Origin of the sequence: Streptomyces sp. NPDC002328, assembly GCF_042890065.1 — a bacterium.
GTDB lineage: Bacteria > Actinomycetota > Actinomycetes > Streptomycetales > Streptomycetaceae > Streptomyces.
Genome location: NZ_JBIARQ010000009.1, coordinates 209,542 through 228,581, shown reverse-complemented (window position 1 = coordinate 228,581; position 19,040 = coordinate 209,542). Strand labels below are relative to the sequence as shown.

Annotated in this window: 17 protein-coding genes and 1 pseudogene; 10 read left to right on the top strand and 8 right to left on the bottom strand. The window is 74.0% G+C overall.

Features of this window, described 5'->3' with window-relative positions; genetic code table 11:
• Positions 1 to 45 precede the first annotated feature (45 nt).
• A complete protein-coding gene (locus tag ACFYX4_RS23730; protein WP_389336677.1) occupies positions 46 to 2,589 on the bottom strand; it encodes a SpoIIE family protein phosphatase in 2,544 nt (847 codons plus the stop codon).
• A 202-nt stretch (positions 2,590 to 2,791) separates the two neighbouring features.
• Between ACFYX4_RS23730 and ACFYX4_RS23725 the strand changes: the two genes are divergently transcribed.
• The 7 genes from ACFYX4_RS23725 (at position 2,792) to ACFYX4_RS23695 (ending at position 9,213) form a co-directional block, all read left to right on the top strand.
• Positions 2,792 to 3,880: a sugar ABC transporter substrate-binding protein gene (locus ACFYX4_RS23725; RefSeq protein WP_389336674.1), complete on the top strand. Its 1,089-nt coding sequence runs from the start codon at positions 2,792 to 2,794 to the stop codon at positions 3,878 to 3,880.
• Positions 3,881 to 3,945: 65 nt separating this feature from the next.
• Complete coding sequence (locus ACFYX4_RS23720) at positions 3,946 to 4,728, top strand: ATP-binding cassette domain-containing protein (protein ID WP_389336671.1); 783 nt, start codon at positions 3,946 to 3,948, stop codon at positions 4,726 to 4,728.
• A 5-nt stretch (positions 4,729 to 4,733) separates the two neighbouring features.
• Positions 4,734 to 6,005 carry a sugar ABC transporter permease gene (locus ACFYX4_RS23715; RefSeq protein WP_389336667.1) on the top strand — a complete coding sequence of 424 codons (1,272 nt, stop codon included), beginning with the start codon at positions 4,734 to 4,736 and terminating at the stop codon, positions 6,003 to 6,005.
• A 116-nt stretch (positions 6,006 to 6,121) separates the two neighbouring features.
• Positions 6,122 to 6,628, top strand: coding sequence for a DUF2617 family protein (locus tag ACFYX4_RS23710; protein ID WP_389336664.1), 507 nt, complete (start codon positions 6,122 to 6,124; stop codon positions 6,626 to 6,628).
• A complete protein-coding gene (locus tag ACFYX4_RS23705; RefSeq protein WP_389336661.1) occupies positions 6,625 to 7,029 on the top strand; it encodes a DUF4247 domain-containing protein in 405 nt (134 codons plus the stop codon). Before ACFYX4_RS23710 ends, ACFYX4_RS23705 begins: the two co-directional genes overlap by 4 nt.
• 96 nt (positions 7,030 to 7,125) lie before the next feature.
• Complete coding sequence (locus ACFYX4_RS23700; protein ID WP_389336658.1) at positions 7,126 to 7,563, top strand: DUF350 domain-containing protein; 438 nt, start codon at positions 7,126 to 7,128, stop codon at positions 7,561 to 7,563.
• Between the two features lie 9 nt (positions 7,564 to 7,572).
• The gene (locus tag ACFYX4_RS23695; RefSeq protein WP_389336655.1) at positions 7,573 to 9,213 is read left to right on the top strand and encodes a polyamine aminopropyltransferase; all 1,641 of its coding nucleotides are present in this window, start codon (positions 7,573 to 7,575) and stop codon (positions 9,211 to 9,213) included.
• Here ACFYX4_RS23695 and ACFYX4_RS23690 read toward each other — a convergent pair.
• From ACFYX4_RS23690 to ACFYX4_RS23680, 3 genes are all read right to left on the bottom strand, one after another.
• The gene (locus tag ACFYX4_RS23690) at positions 9,207 to 9,416 is read right to left on the bottom strand and encodes a hypothetical protein (protein ID WP_389336652.1); all 210 of its coding nucleotides are present in this window, start codon (positions 9,414 to 9,416) and stop codon (positions 9,207 to 9,209) included. The genes ACFYX4_RS23695 and ACFYX4_RS23690 overlap by 7 nt on opposite strands.
• Positions 9,417 to 9,459: 43 nt before the next feature.
• Positions 9,460 to 10,401 carry a TerC family protein gene (locus ACFYX4_RS23685; RefSeq protein ID WP_389336649.1) on the bottom strand — a complete coding sequence of 314 codons (942 nt, stop codon included), beginning with the start codon at positions 10,399 to 10,401 and terminating at the stop codon, positions 9,460 to 9,462.
• A gap of 83 nt (positions 10,402 to 10,484) precedes the next feature.
• Entirely contained in the window at positions 10,485 to 10,913 is a 429-nt protein-coding gene (locus tag ACFYX4_RS23680; protein ID WP_389336646.1) for a hypothetical protein, read from the bottom strand.
• A gap of 142 nt (positions 10,914 to 11,055) precedes the next feature.
• Between ACFYX4_RS23680 and ACFYX4_RS23675 the strand changes: the two genes are divergently transcribed.
• Positions 11,056 to 12,570, top strand: coding sequence for a hypothetical protein (locus tag ACFYX4_RS23675; RefSeq protein ID WP_389336643.1), 1,515 nt, complete (start codon positions 11,056 to 11,058; stop codon positions 12,568 to 12,570).
• 42 nt (positions 12,571 to 12,612) lie between these two features.
• Here ACFYX4_RS23675 and ACFYX4_RS23670 read toward each other — a convergent pair whose 3' ends face one another.
• Complete coding sequence (locus tag ACFYX4_RS23670) at positions 12,613 to 13,602, bottom strand: helix-turn-helix domain-containing protein (RefSeq protein ID WP_389336640.1); 990 nt, start codon at positions 13,600 to 13,602, stop codon at positions 12,613 to 12,615.
• Positions 13,603 to 13,800: 198 nt separating this feature from the next.
• Between ACFYX4_RS23670 and ACFYX4_RS23665 the strand changes: the two are divergent.
• Positions 13,801 to 14,217: pseudogene (locus ACFYX4_RS23665) on the top strand (ATP-binding protein); the annotation flags it as partial.
• Positions 14,218 to 15,318: 1,101 nt separating this feature from the next.
• Here the strand turns inward: ACFYX4_RS23665 and ACFYX4_RS23660 are convergent.
• Both ACFYX4_RS23660 and ACFYX4_RS23655 read right to left on the bottom strand, forming a co-directional pair.
• Entirely contained in the window at positions 15,319 to 15,435 is a 117-nt protein-coding gene (locus ACFYX4_RS23660) for a hypothetical protein (RefSeq protein WP_389336914.1), read from the bottom strand.
• A 105-nt stretch (positions 15,436 to 15,540) separates the two neighbouring features.
• Positions 15,541 to 15,615, bottom strand: coding sequence for a pentapeptide repeat-containing protein (locus ACFYX4_RS23655; RefSeq protein ID WP_389336911.1), 75 nt, complete (start codon positions 15,613 to 15,615; stop codon positions 15,541 to 15,543).
• A 312-nt stretch (positions 15,616 to 15,927) separates the two neighbouring features.
• Here ACFYX4_RS23655 and ACFYX4_RS23650 point away from each other — a divergent pair, with 312 nt between their 5' ends.
• Entirely contained in the window at positions 15,928 to 17,313 is a 1,386-nt protein-coding gene (locus ACFYX4_RS23650; RefSeq protein WP_389336908.1) for a LuxR C-terminal-related transcriptional regulator, read from the top strand.
• Positions 17,314 to 17,337: 24 nt separating this feature from the next.
• Here ACFYX4_RS23650 and ACFYX4_RS23645 read toward each other — a convergent pair whose 3' ends face one another.
• Positions 17,338 to 19,017, bottom strand: coding sequence for an amidohydrolase (locus tag ACFYX4_RS23645; protein WP_389336637.1), 1,680 nt, complete (start codon positions 19,015 to 19,017; stop codon positions 17,338 to 17,340).
• Between the last annotated feature and the right edge of the window lie 23 nt (positions 19,018 to 19,040).

Sequence of the window (19,040 nt, the reverse complement as noted above, 5' to 3'; positions counted from 1 at the left end):
GGGTCAGGGTGAGGCGCCGGGCGCGGGCGGCCCGGGTGGGGGTGTTCACGGCGGGGCTCCCGGTTCCGTGCGGGGTCCGGTCTCCGCCCAGGCGGGTTCGCGTCCCGGGACGGCGATCTCGCAGTAGACCTGTTTGCCGCCGGCCACCGGTACCGATCCGAAGGACTCCGACATCGCCTCGACGAGGAGCAGGCCACGGCCGCCGGTCGACTCCCAGTCCACGATCACCGGTTTGGCGGGGGCGCGCGGCGAGGAGTCGCTCACGGAGACGCGCAGCCGGTCCCCGCGCAGCATGAGGTCGACGCGGACCGAGCCCTGGGTGTGCACGAGGGCGTTGGTGACGAGTTCGGAGACGACGAGGAGGACGGCGTCGGCCGACTCCTCGACCTTCCAGCGGCGCAGGGTACGCGCGGTGAAGCGGCGGGCGTGCATGACGGCGTCGGGCAGCCGCCACACCATCCAGCCGGCCCGGATCGGCCGGGTCTTCATGCCGTCGTAGCGCAGCAGGAGCAGCGCCACGTCGTCCTCGCGGCGGCCGACGTCGCCGAGCAGGTGGTCGGCCGTCCGCCCGAGGTCCGCCGGGTCGGCGGCGGCGAGCGCGACGCGGGTGCGCCGCATGCCCTCGTCCAGGGGGAGGTCGGCGGCCTCCACCAGGCCGTCGGTGACCAGGGCGAGGACGGTGCCGGGGGTCAGTTCGACGGCCGTCATGGGGAAGTCGGCCTCGGCGATCACGCCCAGCGGGGGCCCGCCCTCGACCTCCACCTCCTCGGTGCCGCCGTCGGGCCGGCGCACCAGCGGGGAGAGGTGTCCGGCGCGGACGACCAGGGTGGTGCCCTCCTCCATGTCGAGTTCGACGTAGCAGCAGGTGGCGAAGAGGTCGGTCTCCATGCCGACGAGGAGGCGGTTGGCGTGGGAGACGACCACGTCGGGCGGGTGGCCCTCCATCGCGTAGGCGCGGACGGCGGTGCGCATCTGGCCCATGATCGTGGCGGCGCCGGCGCTGTGTCCCTGCACGTCGCCGATGACCAGCGCCACCCGGTCCTCCGACAGGGCGATGACGTCGTACCAGTCGCCGCCGACCTGGAGGCCGCGCCGGGCCGGCAGATAGCGGGCGACGGCGGTCCCGCCGGGCAGTTCGGGCAGGCGCCGGGGCAGCAGGCTGCGCTGGAGCATCGTCGCCAGTTCCTGCTCGGCGTCGTGGGCGTGGGCGCGTTTGAGGGCCTGGCCGACGAGGGCCGCGGTGGCGGTGAGCAGGGACCGCTCCTCGGGCACGAACTCGTGCGGCTGGTCCCAGCCGACCAGGCACACCCCGGCGACGCGGCCCTTGGCGGGCAGCGGCAGCACGGCCAGTCCGCCGGCGCCGACGCCGGCCAGGCCGGGTTCCAGGGCGGTGCCGGCCGGCCACAGGTCCATGCGTCCGTCGCGCAGGGCGGAGCGCAGGGTGGGCAGGGCGCGTACGGGGGCGTCGGGCCACTCGGTGCGCCACTCCGCCCGCCATGACGGGGGCCAGGCGGCGGGCTGCGGCGGGTCGAGCAGGGTGACCATGAGGCGGTCGTCCTGGAGGGTGGCGAGGGCCACCCGGTCGGCGCCGAGCGGCTCGCGCAGGGCGGCGACCACCACCTCGCCGACGTCGCTGACGGTCACGGCCTCGTCGAGGGCGGCGGTCAGCCACTGGATGCGGGCGACGTCGTCGGATCCGCGGGGCAGCACCGGGGTCGCCGTCACCACGCCGAGGACCTGTTCCAGCCGGTGTTCGGTGCGGGGCTCGACGCGGCAGCTCAGGGTCAGCCAGCGGGTCTCCCCGGTGGGGCAGCGGACCCGGAACTCCAGCTCGCGCCGGCCGGAGGTCTGGGCGGACGGCTCCAGGACCGACATCAGCGCGTGCATGTCCTCGGGGAGGGCGTGCGCGAGGAGGCTGTCGACCTTGCCGTCGAAGTCGTCTGGGGTGATGCCGACCAGGTCGAGGAGCGTGTCGTCGGCCTCGATCAGTCCGGTGTCGGGGACCAGGGCGAAGGAGCCCACGCGCAGGCTGCGCAGGGCCGGCTCCAGCAGCGACGACGGCGCGTGCGGGCCGGCGCCGGGCTGGAGCAGGGAGGCGACGGCGTCGGCGTACCCCTCCAGGAAGCGGCGCTGCTCGGGCTGGAAGCCGTCGGCGGGGGCTCCCACGACGACCAGGCAGCCCAGCCGTCTGGTCTCCGTGCCGAGGGGCAGCGCGCCGAGCGAGGTCCCGGTGTGCGGCGGCCGGGGTCCGCCCTCGGGGTGGGAGGCGAGCGCGGCGGGGCTCAGCCATTGCGGGCGGCCGGTGCGGAAGGCCTGGGCGGCGGGCGAGTCGCCGGTCACGGGCAGCCGCTCCGGCAGCCGCGATCCGGTCAGGGCGGGGCCGGCCGCGTCGAGCAGCCGGAGTTCCCCGTGGCCCAGGCCGTCGCCGGCGGCGGGGGCGTAGACAGCGGTCAACGTGGCCCCGGCGAACGTCAGGGCCCGGTCCCCCGGGTCGGCCTGCGCCGGGGGCCGCGCTCCGGTGCCCGCCGCGCCGGCCTCGGACGCCCACAGCTCCGAGACCCCGGCGCGGGCACCGCCGTCATGGGGCATGTCCGCAACGACCTCCCGTCCATGCCGCAGGTGCCGGGTTGAGATCAGGGCACCCGCACACCAGAATCGCATATACGGACCAACCGAACATATCCACCCTATGGCCATCGACGGCAGGCGCCCGACGGCCGCCCGGCACTCCTGCGAAACCGTCCCGCGAGCGCTCCCGGGCCACGCGAGGCAGGGCGAGGAGGCATCGCACATGAAGGCCTGCATACGGGAGACGACCGCCACCGTGACCGCCGTCGCGGCAGCCGTCGCCCTCGCCGCCTGCGGGCCGGGCGCGGGAACGCGGTCGGGCGGGGAGAGCTCGCCGAACATCGCGGTGCTGCTGCCGGACAACACCACGGCCCGCTGGGAGACCCAGGACAAGCCGCTGCTGGAGAAGCGGATCAAGGAGCTGTGCGCCGACTGCTCGGTGGAGCACGTCAACGCCGGGGGCGAAGTGGCCGTCCAGCAGGGCCAGATGGACTCGATGATCACCAAGGGCGTGGACGCCATCGTGCTCGTCGCCGTGGACGCCCGCTCGCTCGCCGCGACGGTCACCAAGGCCCACCAGGCGGACATCCCCGTCATCGCCTACGACCGTCTCGCTCAGGGCCCGATCTCCGGATACGTCTCCTACGACGGCGTGGAGGTCGGCCGGCTCCAGGGCCGGGCGCTGCTCCAGGCCATGGGCGACAAGGTGCCCGGCGCCCAGATCGTCATGATGAACGGCGATCCCATCGACCCGAACGCGGTGGCGTTCAAGGAGGGCGCCCTGTCGGTGCTGCGCGGCAAGGTGCGGATCGGCAAGGCCTACGACACCGTCCAGTGGCGGCCCGAAGCTGCGAACATGAACATGACCGCCGCGCTCTCCAGCCTCGGCCCCGACGCCGTCGACGGGGTCTACGCGGCCAACGACGGGCTCGCCGCCGGGAGCGTCTCCGCCCTGAAGGCGAACAAGGTGGCCCCGCTGCCGCCGGTCACCGGGCAGGACGCCGAACTCGGGGCGGTGCGGCGCATCGTCGGCGGCGACCAGTACATGACCGTCCTCAAGCCCTTCGCGCCCGAGGCGTCCGCCGGCGGCGCGATGGCCGTGGCCGCGGCGCGCGGGCACGGCCTCACGGAGGTCGCCACGGGCGAGGTCCGCACCGGCGACGGGCGGACGGTCCCGGCCGTCCTGCTCACCCCGGTGTCGGTGACCGTCGACAACATCGAGGAGACCGTGGTGAAGGACGGCGTGCACACCGTCCAGCAGATCTGCGTCCCGCAGCTGCGGGCCGCCTGCGAGCGGGCGGGGCTGACGTGACGGGACCCAGGTCACGGACCGACGTGACGGGATCGGCCTGACGGGATTGGCCTGACGGGAAGGAGATGGTTCGCGTGCCGGATCCCCCCTTGCTGGCGCTGCACGGCGTGTGCAAGCGCTTCGGCGTCGTCAAGGTCCTCACGGACATCGAGCTGGAGATCCACGCCGGTCAGGTCGTCGCACTGCTGGGGGACAACGGGGCCGGCAAGTCCACCCTGGTCAAGGTGATCTCGGGGGTCACGCCCGCGGAGAAGGGCGTCATCGAGTGGGAGGGCCGGACGGTCCACATCAGACGCCCGCACGACGCCCGCGACCTCGGCATCGCCACCGTCTACCAGGACCTCGCGCTGTGCGGGAACCTCGACGTCGTCGGGAACCTGTTCCTCGGACGGGAGCTGCGCCGGTTCGGGTTCCTCGACGAGGTGGAGATGGAGCGGCGCACCCGGCAGCTGCTGGAGCGGCTGACCCGGCGGCTGCCCGATCTGCGCGGGCCGGTGGTCTCGCTCTCCAGCGGCCAGCGGCAGACGGTCGCCATCGCCCGCTCGCTGCTGGCCGAGCCGCGGGTGCTGCTGCTGGACGAGCCGACCGCCGCGCTGGGCTTCGAGCAGACCACCGAGGTCCTCGACCTCGTCGACCGGCTGCGGGACCGCGGTCTGGGGGTGCTGCTGATCAGCCACAACATGGGCGACGTGAAGGCGCTCGCGGACCGTGCCGCGGTGCTCCGGCTCGGCCGCAACAACGGCTTCTTCGACGTGAACACCGCGTCGCAGGAGCAGATCATCTCCTCCATCACCGGCGCCACGGAGAACGTGCCCCGCCGGCCGGCGTCCCGGGAGGCGGGGTGGTGAAGAACATGCGCGACAGGGCGGACACCGCGCGGACGGACCCCGTCACGGCCGGCGACGCCCCGCGCAGGCCGCACCCCGGGCGGGCCGTCGCCCGCGCCGCGGAGGCCGCGGTGGCGCTCGGCCGGCGCAGGGTGAGCTCCGGCGAACTGGGCTCACTGCCCGTGGTGCTCGTCCTCCTCGTCGTGTGGATCACCTTCCAGTCCCTCAACGAGAACTTCCTCTCCCCGCGCAACCTGTCCAACCTCAGCGTGGACATCGTCGGCACCGGCCTGATCGCGGTCGGCATCGTCTTCGTGCTGCTGCTCGGCGAACTCGACCTGTCCGTCGGCTCGATCAGCGGACTGGCGGCGGTCGTCTTCGCCGTGCTCAACGTGCACCACGGGGTGCCGGAGTGGCTCGCCCTCGTCGTCGGGGTGCTCGCGGGCACCGTGGCGGGCACCGTCCAGGGCTACTCCATCGCGCGGACCCGGGTGCCCGCCTTCGTGGTCACCCTGGCCGGACTGCTCACCTGGAACGGGCTGATGCTGTCCATCCTCGGCGACAGCGGAACCGTCAACCTCGACGAGAACGGGCTCGTCGCCAAGCTCACCAGCTACTACTTCACCCATGACGCGGTCGCCTACGGCGTGGCCGCCGTCGCCGCGGGCGCGGTCTTCCTGGTCCTCGACCGGGACCGACGCCGGCGCAGGGCCGTCGGCATGCCGCACCGCTCGCCGCGGGACATCGCGGTGCGCACGGGAGGGCTCGCGGTGCTGGCCTTCGCGATCGCCTACCTGCTCAACCGGTTCCAGGGCCTGCCGCTCGCCCTGCTGGTCTTCCTGGTGATCGTGGCCGGGCTCGACGTCCTGCTGCGCCGCACGCACTACGGGCGGCAGGTGTACGCGCTCGGCGGCAGCGTCGAGGCGGCCCGGCGCGCCAGCCTCAGCGTGACGCGGGTGCAGACGGCGGTCCTCGCGGTCTCGGGCACCATGGCCGCCGTCGGCGGTCTGTTCCTGGCCTCGCGGATCACCTCCGTGAGCCAGGGCTCCGGGCAGGGCGTGCTGCTGGTCAACGCCATCGCCGCGGCGGTCATCGGCGGGACGAGTCTGTTCGGGGGGCGGGGGACGACCTGGTCCGCGGTGCTGGGCATGCTGGTCATCCAGTCGATCGCCTCCGGCATGGCGATCACGGACACCCCGACCGCCGTCCAGTTCGTGATCACCGGCAGCGTGCTCTTCGCGGCGGTGGTCATCGACTCGCTGTCCCGCCGCTCCCAGGAGGCGCACGGACGGGCCTGACCTGGGCCGACCTGCGAGGACCGGAGCCGTTCCTTCCTCCCCTGAGTTCAAACCTCCTGTGCCGCATGTGTCATACTCGGCGCCGCTTATAGCAAGATCCGACCGGGGGGTTCCGTATGCATGCCGTTTCTCTGGATGCCCCCTATCTGGACACGGACGCGGATCAGCTCTGCTTCTCCCTGGACCTGCCCGAGCGGCCGGCGCTCGCCGAGCGCGAGGTGACCGTGGGCGGACTCGACGTCCGGCTGCGCCTGCTCGGCGCCTCCCACCAGGTGTTCGCCGGCCCCGTACGGGAGACCGTGGCCTGTCTCCAGGGGACCGTCAAGGGACTGCCGGCCACCCACACCAGCGAACTCCCCGGCTGGAACTACGAGTTCGGCGCGCACACGCGACGGCTGAGCCCCGCGGAGTTCAGCGCCCGGGTGGCGCGGATCCTCGACCGGGTGAACGCCGACGACAACAGCCTGTGCGGGGTCTTCCCCGGATCGCCGGAGGCGGTCACGGCGGTGGTCGTGGAGGCGGCCGACGCGCCGCCCGGCGGCGGGCTGCTCTGGCGCACGTGGCACACGTATCCGCAGCACGGCCAGATCGTATCGACGTACACCCGGCTGGAGGCCCGATGAAGAGCGCCCGACTCGTCCGCACGGGGATGGCAGCCGCGCTGTCCGCGGTCCTGCTGACCGCCTGTTCCTCCTCCGACGGGCAGGACGGGGTCCCGCTCGGCTGGATCAAGAAGACGTACACCGCGAACGGCGCGGCCTGGCTCGACCGGTGCGACGCCCCCACCAAGGTCGCCGACGAGATACACGACAACCGCAAGGCGATCGACCGCGCCTCGGGCGGCCGCATGGAGTTCCTGCGCTACGGCGACGACATGGTCACCGTCTCCCCGTACGGCTGCGGCAGCCGGATCGAGGTCGAGGACTACCGCAACGGCTACCGCCGGCACAGCCAGCACCTCGGCCTGTGGCCCGACCCGAACAGCGCGAGCTTCCGGGGCGGCGGCCCCGGCGAAGGCAAGTGACCCGCCCACCCGGTCGACACGCCCGCACGGTCGCACCCGGTCCCGCACGGCTCCCCTCCCGACGCCCTTCCTGACGCCCTGAAGAAAGGCAACGCAGTGACCGAGATCTTCCAGTCGACCGGCCAGGCCCTGCTCTACGGACTCGTGGGCCTCGTCGTGATGGCCGTCGGCTTCATCGCCCTCGACCTCGTCACGCCCGGCAAGCTGTTCCACGTGGTGTGGACGGACCGCAACCGCGGCGCGGCCGTCCTGCTGGGCAGCCAGTCCCTCGCCGTGGGCCTGGTGATCATGGAGGCGATCCAGGCGAGCGAGTCCGAGAAGGGCCTCGGCCAGGGCCTGGTCAGCACGCTCACCTACGGGCTGGCCGGGGTGCTCGTGATGACCCTGGTCGGCATAGTGATCGGTCTGCTCACCCCCGGCCAGATGGGCGCGGTCGTCCTCGACGACCGTGAGGACCGCCCGCACCCCGCCGCCTGGGTCCAGGCCGGCATGTACCTGGGCACCGCCTTCATGGTCGGCGCGGCCCTCTCCTAGGCACACCCCATGACCGGCTCCACACCCCCCGCCGCCGCCTCGGCGAACGGCTCCGCCACCGCTCTGCGCGAGCGCGCCCCCACCGGGTCCGACGGCCTCCCTGCCGCACGCCACTCCCGGGGGGCGCGCTTCCTGCTGCTGCTCTCGGTGTTCCTCTGCGCGGCCTGCGGCCTGGTGTACGAACTGGCGCTCACCGCGCTGGGCAGCTACCTCATCGGCAACTCCGTGTTGCAGACCTCCGTGGTCATCTCCGTGATGGTCTTCGCGATGGGCGTCGGCTCGCTCGCCGCCAAGCCGCTGCGCCGCCGGCCGGTGGGGGCGTTCGCGCTGGTGGAAGGCGTGCTGGCGCTGGTCGGCGGGCTGTCGGTGCTGGTGCTGTACGCGGCGTTCGCCTGGCTGCGGCTCTACACCCCGGCGATGATCGTGGTCGCGATGGTGGTCGGGCTGCTGATCGGAGCCGAGATCCCGCTGCTGATGACGCTGTTGCAGCGGATCCGCCGACAGGAGGCGGGCAGCGCCGTCGCCGACATGTTCGCCGTGGACTACATCGGGGCGCTGGTGGGCGGACTGTGCTTCCCGCTGCTGCTCCTGCCGACGTTCGGGCAGCTCAAGGGCGCGCTGGTGGTCGGCGCGGTCAACGCGGTGGCCGGTGTGATCGTAGTGGTGTTCATCTTCCGCCGGCAGACCCGTCGGCGCGTCCAGCTCGGTCTGCTCGCCTTCGTGACGGCGGTCCTGGGGGTGCTCGGCACGGCGTACGCGTTCGCGGACGACCTGGAGGTCACCGCGCGCCAGCAGATGTACCGGGACCCGATCGTGCACGCGGAGACCACGCCGTACCAGGAGATCGTCGTCACCCGCTCCACCTCCTTCACGGGCGCCGCGGACATGCGGCTCTTCCTCAACGGCGACCTCCAGTTCAGCTCGGTCGACGAGTACCGCTACCACGAGTCGCTGGTCCACCCCGCCCTCGCGGGACCCCGCGGGAACGTCCTGATCATGGGCGGCGGCGACGGGCTCGCGCTGCGCGAGGTGCTGCGCTACGACGACGTGCGCGAGGTGACCCTCGTCGAGCTGGACCCGGCGATGACCCGGCTGGCGCGGGACTTCGGGCCGCTGCGCGAGCTGAACGGCGGGGCGCTGGACGACCCGAGGGTCGAGGTCGTCAACGCCGACGCCTTCAACTGGCTGCGGGACGCGCGCCGGACGTACGACGCGGTGGTCATCGACTTCCCCGACCCGGACACGGCGGCGCTGGCGAAGCTGTACTCGGTGGAGTTCTACCACCTGCTGGGCCAGGTCCTGACGCCGCGCAGCAGGGTGATGGTGCAGAGCGGGTCGCCGTTCTTCGCGCCGAAGACCTTCTGGTCGATCACGAAGACCGTCGAGACGGCGGGCTACGCGACCGCCCAGTTCCAGGTCGACGTGCCGAGCTTCGGCAACTGGGGCTTCGTCCTGGCCGCCCCCCGCACGACCGCTCCCCCGCCGCTGCGGCTGGCGCCGGACGCGCCCCGGCTGCGCTATCTCGACGACGCCGTCCTGAAGGCGGCCGCCGTGTTCCCCGTCGACCGCCGCCGGCAGGACGTACGGCCGAGCACGCTGATGGACCCGGCCGTGCTGGAGTACGTGCTGAACGAGTGGGAGAACTACTGAGTCCCCGGCCCGCCTTCGCCGCCCTCGGCGGGCCGTGCCCGCTTCGTGCGGCAGTCGGGGTGGTGGCAGGGGCCCGGGCCCCACACCGGCACATAGACGCCCAGGGTCTTGTGCCGGCCCTTGATGGTCATGTCCACGGGTCGCTTGCAGTCCGGGCACACGAGCGCCCGACGGCGACCGGTCTCCTGCTCGGTTTTGCTCATTCTTTAACAATAGGGCGTAGCCGACAAAATGGCACAGGTCGGGTCAGTCCTGAGGCGGCCGCCGGCGCAGGCTGAGCACGACGGAGCCGGCCAGGACGACGACGATGACGGCGAGGCTGACCGGCGAGGGGATCTCCGGAACGCTCGGGCTGATCAGCTTGTGGGAGGCCTGGAGGATGAGCTTCACGCCGATGAAGCCGAGGATGATCGCGAGGCCCTTGTTGAGGTAGTAGAACCGGTCCAGGAGCCCCGCGAGCATGAAGTACAGGGCCCGCAGCCCCAGGATGGCGAACGCGTTGCTGGTGTAGACGATGAACGCGTCGTCGCTGACGGCGAGGACGGCCGGGACGCTGTCGACGGCGAAGATCAGGTCGGCCGCCTCGATCGCGGCGACCACCGCGAGCAGCGGCGTGGCGACGCGCTTGCCCGCCTCCTTGACGAAGAACTTGGCGCCCGCGTACTCGTCCCGCACCGGCACGAGCTTGCGCAGCATCCGCACCGCGAAGCTCCGGCCCGGGTCGAAGCTCTCCTCCTCGCCCTTGAGCAGCTTGTAGGTGCTGTAGAAGAGGACGGCCGCGAAGACGTACAGCACGGCGGTGAAGCGGCTGACGACGGCGACGCCGAGGGCGAGGAAGATCCCGCGGAACACCAGCGCGCCGATCACGCCGAAGAACAGCACGCGGTGCTGGTAGGCGCGGGGCACCTTGAAGTAGGCGAAGATGACGGCGAAGACGAAGAGGTTGTCCACCGACAGGCTCTTCTCCAGCAGCCACGCGGTGGTGTACTCGGTGGCGGCCGTCGTGCCGAGCACGAGGAGGACGACCGCCGCGAAGACCAGCGCGAGAGTCACCCACAGGGCGCTCCAGGCCGCCGCCTCCTTGAAGCCGATGACATGCGCGGAGCGGTGGGCCAGCAGGTCCACCGCCAGCGACACCACCACCGTCGCGGCGAACGCTCCCCACAGCCAGAGCGGGACCTCGAGCACGGCCGTTCACCCTCTCCGCGCCCACGCCTTCGCGCAGCCGCCCGCAGCGTCGCGCAGCCCCTCGCGCCGGGGTCTGCGGCCCCTCACAAGGAGTCTGCGGCATCACCCGTCTCCCCGCGCGCGGGGAGACGGCGGTAGGCGGCGCGTGCGTGGAGGAAGCGGGCCAAGGCCGTGCCGAGGAGGGTGGCCGCGCACAGGCAGGTGAGCCAGAAGGCGTCGCGCTGTCCGGCCCAGGTGAGCGTGCCCAGGGGCGGGATCGCGAAGCCGTTGAGGAACAGCCAGCACAGCAGGGCCGTGCCGGGCGCGGCGCTGAAGCGGGCGCACAGGCCGAGCAGCGCCGCCAGCAGGCACAGCGCGGCCAGCGCGGGCCCGGGGCGGCCCGGACCCACGAGCGCGTAGTGCACGGCGACCAGGATCACCGCGCCTCCGGAGGCCGTCGCCCACACCAGCGGCGTGGCGACGGGCTGAGGGACGGGCCTGGCTCCGGCCCTGACCAGCACCCAGTCGATCATCTTCCGCTCCTCCTCCCTGTCCTCCCCGCGGACACGGATTCTTCCACCCGGCCCTCCCGCCCGGCACGGGAAGTCCGGCCCGAGCGGTCATACGACGGAAAACGAGAGGCCGTTCACGCTCGTGCCGGGCAGGATGCCCGCTGTGAAGCATCTCCTCGCCGGGCTCGCCGCCAATCCCGCCCTGCCCTCCGAGCTGATCGACCGGCTGATCGAGGTCGTGGACGACGACATCGCCCTGAGCCTCACCTCCCGCGACGACCTCAGCCGCGCCCAGGCGGTCGCGCTGGCCGCGCGCGACGAGGACAGCGCCGTACCGCTGGCGTACGGGGGCCGGTTGACGGCCGCCGACGTCGACCCCGCACGACTGCCTCACGCCGCACTGGCGTTGCTCGACCAAGGTGCCGGTGAGCCGGAGTGGGCGCGGCTGTTCGCGGCGGATCCGGACGTCGGGCGGCGGGAGAAGCTGGCCGCCTGCCCCGGGCTCCCGCCGGACGTGACGGCGAGGCTCGCCGCGGACCCGGTCGTGGACGTCGTCGTGGAGCTGGCCCTGTGGACGACGGAGCCGGACGTGGCCGCCGCGCTCGCGGCGCATCCGCACGCCGAGGTCCGCCGGGCGGCGGCGGCCAACGAGGCGACGCCGCCGGCCGTGCTCGCGGCGCTGCTCAGCGGCGAGGACCTGCCCCCGGCGCGGCGGTGCCTGGTGTGCGACCGCCATGGGACGCCCTTCGTGCACGACCCGCACTGCCCGCGGCTCGACTGCGATCTGCCGCCCGGCGCCTCCTGCGACGGCTCCCACGCGTCCGCCCTGCACGAGATGCGGCGGGCAGCGCTGACGAACCCGGCCACGCCCGCCGAGGCCGTCGTCGGCTTCGCCGGCCACCCCTCCCCTCTGCTGCGCTGGGCCCTCGCCGCCCACCCCGGCCTGCCCCCGGAGGCGGCGCGGCGGCTCGTGTCGGATCCGCTGCCCGGCGTCCGGGCCGACCTCGCCGAGAATCCCGCGATCGACGAGCCGCTGATGCGCCGGCTGGCCGAGGACGAGGACGTCGACGTGCGCCGCGGGCTTGCCCTCAACCCGCGTGTGCCGCTCGATGTGCTCGTGGGTCTGGCCGGGGCCGCGAGGATCGGCTCGACGCTGCTGCCGCGGATCGCCCTGGCCTCTCCCGAGGAGGTCGAGCGGCTGGCCGCGTCCCGTGACGCGGCGGCCCGGATGCTGGTTGCCCAGCGGCGTGATCTGCCGGCCGGGATCCGTGACGCGCTCGCGGACGATCCCGACGCGAAGGTGGTCAAGGCGGTCGCCCCGCACCCGGGGCTGTCCGAGGGGCGGTTGCGCGCGATGGTCGAGCGGCACGGCGTCCAGGTCGTCACCCCGGTGGTGCTCAACCCGGACGTGTCCGCAGCCCTGTTGGAGGACTTGGCCCGGCACGAGCCGCCGGTGCGCAAGGCGCTCCGTGAGATCGCCCGGCACCCGCGTGCGACGGCGGCGGCGCTGCTGGCCTGTCTGGCGGACGAGCGGGCGAAGCCCCTGGCCGCCGGACATCCGGCGCTCCCGCCGCACGTCGTCACGGAGTTGCTCAGCGACTCCCACGACGCGGTGGCGGAAGCGGCGGCCGGCAACCCGTCGCTGCCGCGCGCGGTGATGACGGCGCTCGCACCCTAGCCGTGCCGCGCCGCCGGCAACTCCCCCGCACGTACTGCGCCTTCACTCATCTTCCTCCCGGGACAGGGCGACCCCCTGCCGGGCATGCCGTCTCCACTGGCCCGGGGTGGTGCCGTACGCCTGGTGGAAGCGGCGGGAGAAGTGGGCGGGGCGGGTGAACCCCCAGGAGCGGGCGACGGCTTCGACGGTCCGGTGGGCCTGGTCGGGCGCGGCCAGGTCGGCGCGGGCCCCTTCGAGACGGCGGCGGATGATCCACTGCTCCAGGCTGAACCCGCCCTCCTCGCACAGCCGGTAGAGGGTGCGCACGGAGACGCCGTGGGCCCGGGCGACGCGCTGGGGTGTGAGGTCCGGCTCGGTCAAGTGGGCGCGGAGGTAGGCCAGGACACGGGTGAGGAGGGTCTCCCGGGACACCTCCTCACGGACGCGGCCGTCGCCGGCGACGGACATGATCAGGGCGCGGGTGAGCTGCACGGTGGCGGCGGCGAGGGCTTCCGCCTCGGGGCCGGCGCTGAACCGGTCCGCGTGCCGGCGCAGCAGGCGCAGCTGCTGGAGGAGCAGGGACTCGACGGGACTGTGCCGTACGAGGGGGATCGCGGCGCGCACCGTGTCGACGGGCAGGTCGAGTTGCGCGATGTCGACGGAGAAGGCCACGGAGCGGCCGCTGCCCGACCAGCCGTACTCGTGGGAGGCGACCATGTGCGGGACGAGCCCCAACCCGCCCGTTTTCAGGTGCCGTTGGTGTCCGTCGCAGCCGAAGGCGCCGGTGCCGAACCCTTCGGCCTGGGTCATGATCGAGACGTTGTTCACCAGTTCGCGGCGCGTCTTGCGGTAGGAGCGCACGAAGCGGACGCTGGTGCCGCGCGTGTCGAACAGGGTGAGGGGGCCGAGGTTCCAGACCTCCAGCCGCTTCCACATGGCGGCGGCCGGCTCGTCCTCCTCGACGTCGGAGACCCCGCCCTCCCGGGCGACGACCGCGCGCAGCGCCTCGTACCGGTCGGCGACCGGCACGTCGTCGGTGTCGAGAACCAGCACTGTTTCCCCCAAGGCCGTGGTGGTCGCTCCCCGGGGGACAGTGTCCGCCGGGCCGGGCGCGGCCGACAAAGCCGGTTGCAACGGGCACGCGGTTGTGGCACGGAGGGGCAAGTCCTGGGCACGCAGAGTGAATCGGGCATCGTAGGGCCGTGCCATGCTCCCTTCACCAGAGCTTCACACGAGCCGCCGCGGCGAGGGGTGTTGAGTGTGCGGTTAGCGGGGCGTTCCCCGGAGCGCGGCCAACTCGACCGTCTCCTGGCGGATGTGCGCCGGGGGCTGAGCGGTGTCGTCCTGTTCAGGGGCGACGCCGGGATCGGCAAGAGCGCGCTGCTCGACCACGCGGCGGCCGAGGCGGCCGATCTGCGTCTCCTGCGGGTGGCGGGGGTGGAGGCCGAGGCGGGGTTCGCGTTCGCGGCGCTGCACCGGCTGCTCGTGCCCTTCCTGGACGACCTCAAGGAACCGGGTGTGCTGTCCGCGCCCCAACACCGGGCGCTGCGGGTGGCGTTCGGGCTCGACGAGGGGCCGCCGCCGGACCGGTTCCTGGTGGGGCTCGCGGTGCTGACCGTGCTGGCGGAGGCCGCCAAGAAGCGGCCGTTGCTGTGCTGCGTCGACGATCTCCAGTGGCTGGACCGGGATTCGCTGGGCGTGCTGGCGTTCGTCGGCCGCCGGGTGCACGCCGAGAGCGTCGGCCTGGTGTTCGCCGTCCGCACCGGTTTCGACGCCCCGGCCGGTCTGCCGGTCACCGAGGTCGCGGGGCTGGACGGGCCGGCCGCGCTGGAGCTGCTGCGGTCGGTGGTGGCGGGGCCGCTGGACGCCGGGGTGGGGCTGCGGATCGTGGCGGCGACCGGCGGGAATCCGCTGGCGCTGACCGACCTCGGGCGTGAGCTGTCGGCCCGGCAGCTCTCGGGCGCGCTGGCGCTGCCCGAGCCGCTGCCGGTGGGCAGCCGGCTGGAGGAGCACTATCTGCGGCAGGTCGGCGAACTGCCCGCGCCGACGCGTACCTGGCTGCTGCTCGCGGCGGCCGAACCGGCCGGCGCGCTGGGCTACATCGCGGCGGCGGCGTACCGGCTCGGGGTCCGCGCCGACGCGTCCGCGCCGGCGGAGGCCGCCCGGCTGGTGGAGCTGCGGGCGTCGGCCGTGTTCCGGCATCCGCTGGTGCGGTCCGCGGTGTACGCGGGCGCCACCAGCGTGGAGCGGCGGCGGGTGCACCGGGCGCTGGCCGAGGTGACCGACCGTCCCGCCGACAGCGACCGGCGCGCCTGGCACCGTGCCGCGGCCTCGGCGGGGCCCGACGCGGCCATCGCCGACCAGGTGGAGCGGGCGGCCGACCGGGCGGGCGCGCGCGGCGGGCACGCGGCCCGCACCACGTTCCTGACCCGGGCGGCCGAGCTGACGCCGGGGGACGGCGACCGTGCCCGGCGGCTGCTCGCGGCGGCGGAGGCGGCCGTCACGGCCGGGGCGCCGTTCCAGGCGAAGGTCCTGCTGGACGCCGTCGACACCGGGCTGCTGGACGACGAGGCGCGCGGCCGTGCGCTGCTGGTGCGGGCCGGCGTCCTCAACGGCCTGGGCGAGCCCGGCTCCCACGCCAGGGCGGCGGCACTGTGCCTGGCCGCCGCGGAGGCCTTCGGCGACCGGGCCCCCGAACAGGAGCGCGAGGCGCTACTACGAGCCGCCGAATGGACCCTGACCGCCCGCCACCGAGCCCCGGCATCGACATCAGCCCGAATCGCAGCAGCGGTACTGTCCCGCTCCCGGGAGGCGGGCATCCGGGAGACGGCCGTCCCGGAGGCAGGCATCCCGCAGGCGGGCCCCTCCGAGGCAGGCACCCCACAGGCAGGCGCCCCCGCAACTGGCACCCCGGAGACAGGCCTTCCGGAGGCAGGCGTCCCCGAGGCGGACATCCCGGAGGCGGAAGTCCCCGAGGCCGACATCCCGCAGTCAGGCACCCCCGCGACGGGCACCCCGGAGGCGGGCACCTCGCAGGCAGGCACCCTCGAAGCGGACACCCCGCAAACAAGCCTTCCGGAGGCAGGCGTCCCCGAGGCGGACATCCCGGAGGCGGAAGTCCCCGAGGCCGACATCCCGCAGTCAGGCACCCCCGCGACGGACACCCCGCAGACAGGCACCCCCGAGGCGGACACCCCGCAGACAGGCACCCCCAGCGCAGGCACCCCGGCGGCCGGGCCCCTCCCCGCCGGGGCGGGTACGCCGGTGGATCAGTTGTTGCATGGCTTCGCCGTGCTCGCCTCCGACGGCTACGAGCGGGCCGTTCCCCGGCTGCGGCAGGCGCTGGACGCGTTGACGGCTCCGGACACGCCCGACGACATGGTCCTGCGCGGCTACCAGTTGGGCGTCTGGTTCGCCACCCTGCTGTGGGACCACGAGGCCCGCACCGAGCTGCTGCGGCGCGCCGACGCCGTCGCCCGCCGGGGCGGGGCCCTCCAGCACCTCAACGGCATCCTGTTCTGCCGGTCCATGGCCGAGACCACGCTGGGGCGTCTGACCTCGGCCGACGATCTGGCGGCCGAGAGCCGGCAGATCCTCACCGCCATGGGCGCGGGCCCCTCGCAGCGGCAGATCTACCGCAACCCCGAGCTGCTCGCCTGGCACGCGGACGACGACCGCGTCCACGAACTGCTGCGCCGCACGCTCGACGCGGCGCGGGCGCTCGGCAACGGCGCGATGGAGACCCTCGCCCTCGCCGGCGCGGTCGTCCTGGCCCTGGGCGACGGCGACTACGCCGGGGCCCGCGCCGTCGCCCACGAACTGGTCGGGCAGGACGCGGCCCACGCGCTGGACGGGCAGGACGCGCCGCCCGCACGGACGGCGGACCCCGCGGCGTCGGCTGCGGTGCGTCGCGAGGCGGAGAGCCTCGCAGAGGGTCTCGCGGAGGGGCTCGCGGAAGGTTTCCCCCACGCCCACGAGACAGCGAGGGAAGGACACTCGCCCCACGCCCTGGACGGGCAGGACGCGCCGCCCGCACGGACGGCGGACCCCGCGGCGTCGGCTGCGGTGCGTCGCGAGGCGGAGAGCCTCGCAGAGGGTCTCGCGGAAGGCCTCCCCCACGCCCACGAGACAGCGGGGGAAGGGCTCTCGCCCCTCGCCCTCGGCCTGCACGCGCGGCTCCTGCCGGCGCTGGTCGAGGTGGGCGTGCGCTGCGGCGACCGGCTCCTCGCCACCGCCGCCCTGCGCACCCTCACGCCCTGCGCGACGGCGGCCGGGACGCCCTGGGCGCTCGGCGTGCTGGCGCGCTCACAGGCGCTGCTCGCCCCCGCGGCCGACGCCGAGCCGCTGTACCGGCGGGCCGTGGAGCTGCTGTCCGGCCCGGCCACCGACTCCGATCTCGCCGTCGCGCACCTCCTCTACGGCGAGTGGCTGCGCCGGCGCAGACGCCGCAAGGACGCCCGGGAGCAGCTCAGGGCGGCCCTGGTCATGTTCCGCGGGATGCGCGCCGCCGCGTACGCGAGGCGCGCCGCCCGGGAGCTGGCCGCCGCCGGGGAGCCCGTCGTCCCGGCCCGGACGGGGACGACGAGCCCGCTGACCCCGCAGGAGCTGACGATCGCCCGGCTCGCCGGGGACGGCGCGACCAACGCGGAGATCGCCGCGCAGCTGTTCATCAGCGCCAACACGGTCGACTACCACCTGCGCAAGGTGTTCCGGAAACTGGACCTGACCTCCCGGCGGCAACTGGCGAGGGCTCTCGCGCGGTGACGCCGGGCGGGACACCCGCGCGGGTCAGGCGTCGGGGGCCGCGTGGACGCGCCGTCCGGCCGCGAAGGTCTCCAGCACCCGGGTGGCGGCGATCTCCTCGGGCGGGCGCGTGAACGGGTCGCGGTCGAGGACGACCAGGTCGGCCGCCTTGCCGACGGCGATGCTGCCGGCGACGTCGTCGAGGTGGTTCACATAGGCGCTGCCCGCGGTGTACGCGGCGAGGGCGGAGCCCAGGTCGAGGCGCTGTCCGGGCAGGAACTCGGGGGTGCCCTCGGGGGCGTCCGGGGAGCGGCGGTTGACGGCGACGTGCACGGCCTGGAGCGGGTCGGGGCTGCTGACCGGCCAGTCGCTGCCCGCGGCAAGGGTCGCCCCGGCGCGCAGCAGATCGCCGAACGGGTACTGCCGGGCGCCGCGTTCGGGGCCCAGGAAGGGCAGCGTCAGCTCGTCCATCTGCGGCTCGTGGGCGGCCCACAGCATCTGGAGGTTGGCGGTGGCGCCCAGGGGGCGGAAGCGTCGTACGTCGTCGGGGTGGACGACCTGGAGGTGCGCGAGGTGGTGCCGGGTGTCGCGGTGCCCGTTGGCGGTGCGCGCGGCCTCCACGGCGTCGAGGGCCTCGCGCACCGCGCGGTCGCCGAGGGCGTGGAAGTGGACCTGGAAGCCGAGCGCGTCGAGTTCGGTGACGTACTTCTTCAGCTCGCCGGGTTCGACGAAGCTGATGCCGCTGGTGCCGCCGCCGGTGTCCGAGGCGCAGCCGCAGCCGGTGAGGTAGGGGTCGAGCATGGCCGCCGTGTGGTTCTCGGCGATGCCGTCCTGCATGATCTTCACCGCGCCGGCCCGGAACAGCCCACCGCTCAACTCCTCGCGCCGGGCCGCCAGTTCGGGGATCTGCTCGGCGCCGCGCACACGGTCCCACCACAGGGCGCCGACCACGCGCGCGGTGAGGAGCCCCCGGTCCAGGGCCGTGCGGTACGAGGGCGCCGGGTCCGTCATGTTGGCGTACGCGCCGACGATGGCGTCCTGCCAGGCGGTCACGCCGTGGGAGTGCAGCACGGCCTGGGCGCGCAGCAGGGCGGCGAGCTGCTCCTCGGGGGTGGGGTCGGGCAGCAGCCGGCCCACGAGGTGGACGGCGCCCTCCTGGAGCATGCCGGTCGGGTTGCCGTCGGCGTCGCGTTCGATCCGGCCGTCGACGGGGTCGGGGGTGCGGGCGTCGATGCCGGCCCGCTCCAGCGCCCGGGTGTTGACCCAGGCGCCGTGGTGGTCGCGGTTGGGCAGGAAGACGGGCCGGTCGGGGACGATCGTGTCGAGGGCGGCGGCGGTGGGGGCGCCGCCGGGGAAGGCCTCCAGGGACCAGCCGCCGCCGGTGATCCACTCCGCGTCCGGGTTGTCGTCGGCGTAGGCCCGGATCCGCCGCAGGTACTCGGCGGGGTCGACGGTGTCGGCGAGGTGGCACATGCCCAGTTCCAGGCCCGCGCCCTGCGGGTGCACATGGGCGTCCTGGAAGCCGGGCAGCAGCAGCTTCCCGGCGAGGTCGACGACCTCGGTGCGCGGCCCGATCAGGGCGTGCACCTCGTCGTGGCCGACGGCCGTGATCCGTCCGCCGTGCACGGCCACGGCGGTGGCGCGGCTGCGGGCGGGATCGACGGTGTGGACGGGCCCGCCGGTGAACACGACATCGGCGGGGCCCTCGGGCCGGGACTGCGGCATGGGATGAGCTCCAGGGAGGAGAC

Excerpts from the sequence above, each read along its gene's own strand:
- ACFYX4_RS23730 (WP_389336677.1), bottom strand. The coding sequence starts at position 2,589 with ATGCCCCATGACGGCGGTGCCCGCGCCGGGGTCTCGGAGCTGTGGGCG.
- ACFYX4_RS23725 (WP_389336674.1), top strand. The coding sequence starts at position 2,792 with ATGAAGGCCTGCATACGGGAGACGACCGCCACCGTGACCGCCGTCGCG.
- ACFYX4_RS23720 (WP_389336671.1), top strand. The coding sequence starts at position 3,946 with ATGGTTCGCGTGCCGGATCCCCCCTTGCTGGCGCTGCACGGCGTGTGC.
- ACFYX4_RS23715 (WP_389336667.1), top strand. The coding sequence starts at position 4,734 with ATGCGCGACAGGGCGGACACCGCGCGGACGGACCCCGTCACGGCCGGC.
- ACFYX4_RS23710 (WP_389336664.1), top strand. The coding sequence starts at position 6,122 with ATGCATGCCGTTTCTCTGGATGCCCCCTATCTGGACACGGACGCGGAT.
- ACFYX4_RS23705 (WP_389336661.1), top strand. The coding sequence starts at position 6,625 with ATGAAGAGCGCCCGACTCGTCCGCACGGGGATGGCAGCCGCGCTGTCC.
- ACFYX4_RS23695 (WP_389336655.1), top strand. The coding sequence starts at position 7,573 with ATGACCGGCTCCACACCCCCCGCCGCCGCCTCGGCGAACGGCTCCGCC.
- ACFYX4_RS23690 (WP_389336652.1), bottom strand. The coding sequence starts at position 9,416 with ATGAGCAAAACCGAGCAGGAGACCGGTCGCCGTCGGGCGCTCGTGTGC.
- ACFYX4_RS23680 (WP_389336646.1), bottom strand. The coding sequence starts at position 10,913 with ATGATCGACTGGGTGCTGGTCAGGGCCGGAGCCAGGCCCGTCCCTCAG.
- ACFYX4_RS23650 (WP_389336908.1), top strand. The coding sequence starts at position 15,928 with ATGGTCCTGCGCGGCTACCAGTTGGGCGTCTGGTTCGCCACCCTGCTG.
- ACFYX4_RS23645 (WP_389336637.1), bottom strand. The coding sequence starts at position 19,017 with ATGCCGCAGTCCCGGCCCGAGGGCCCCGCCGATGTCGTGTTCACCGGC.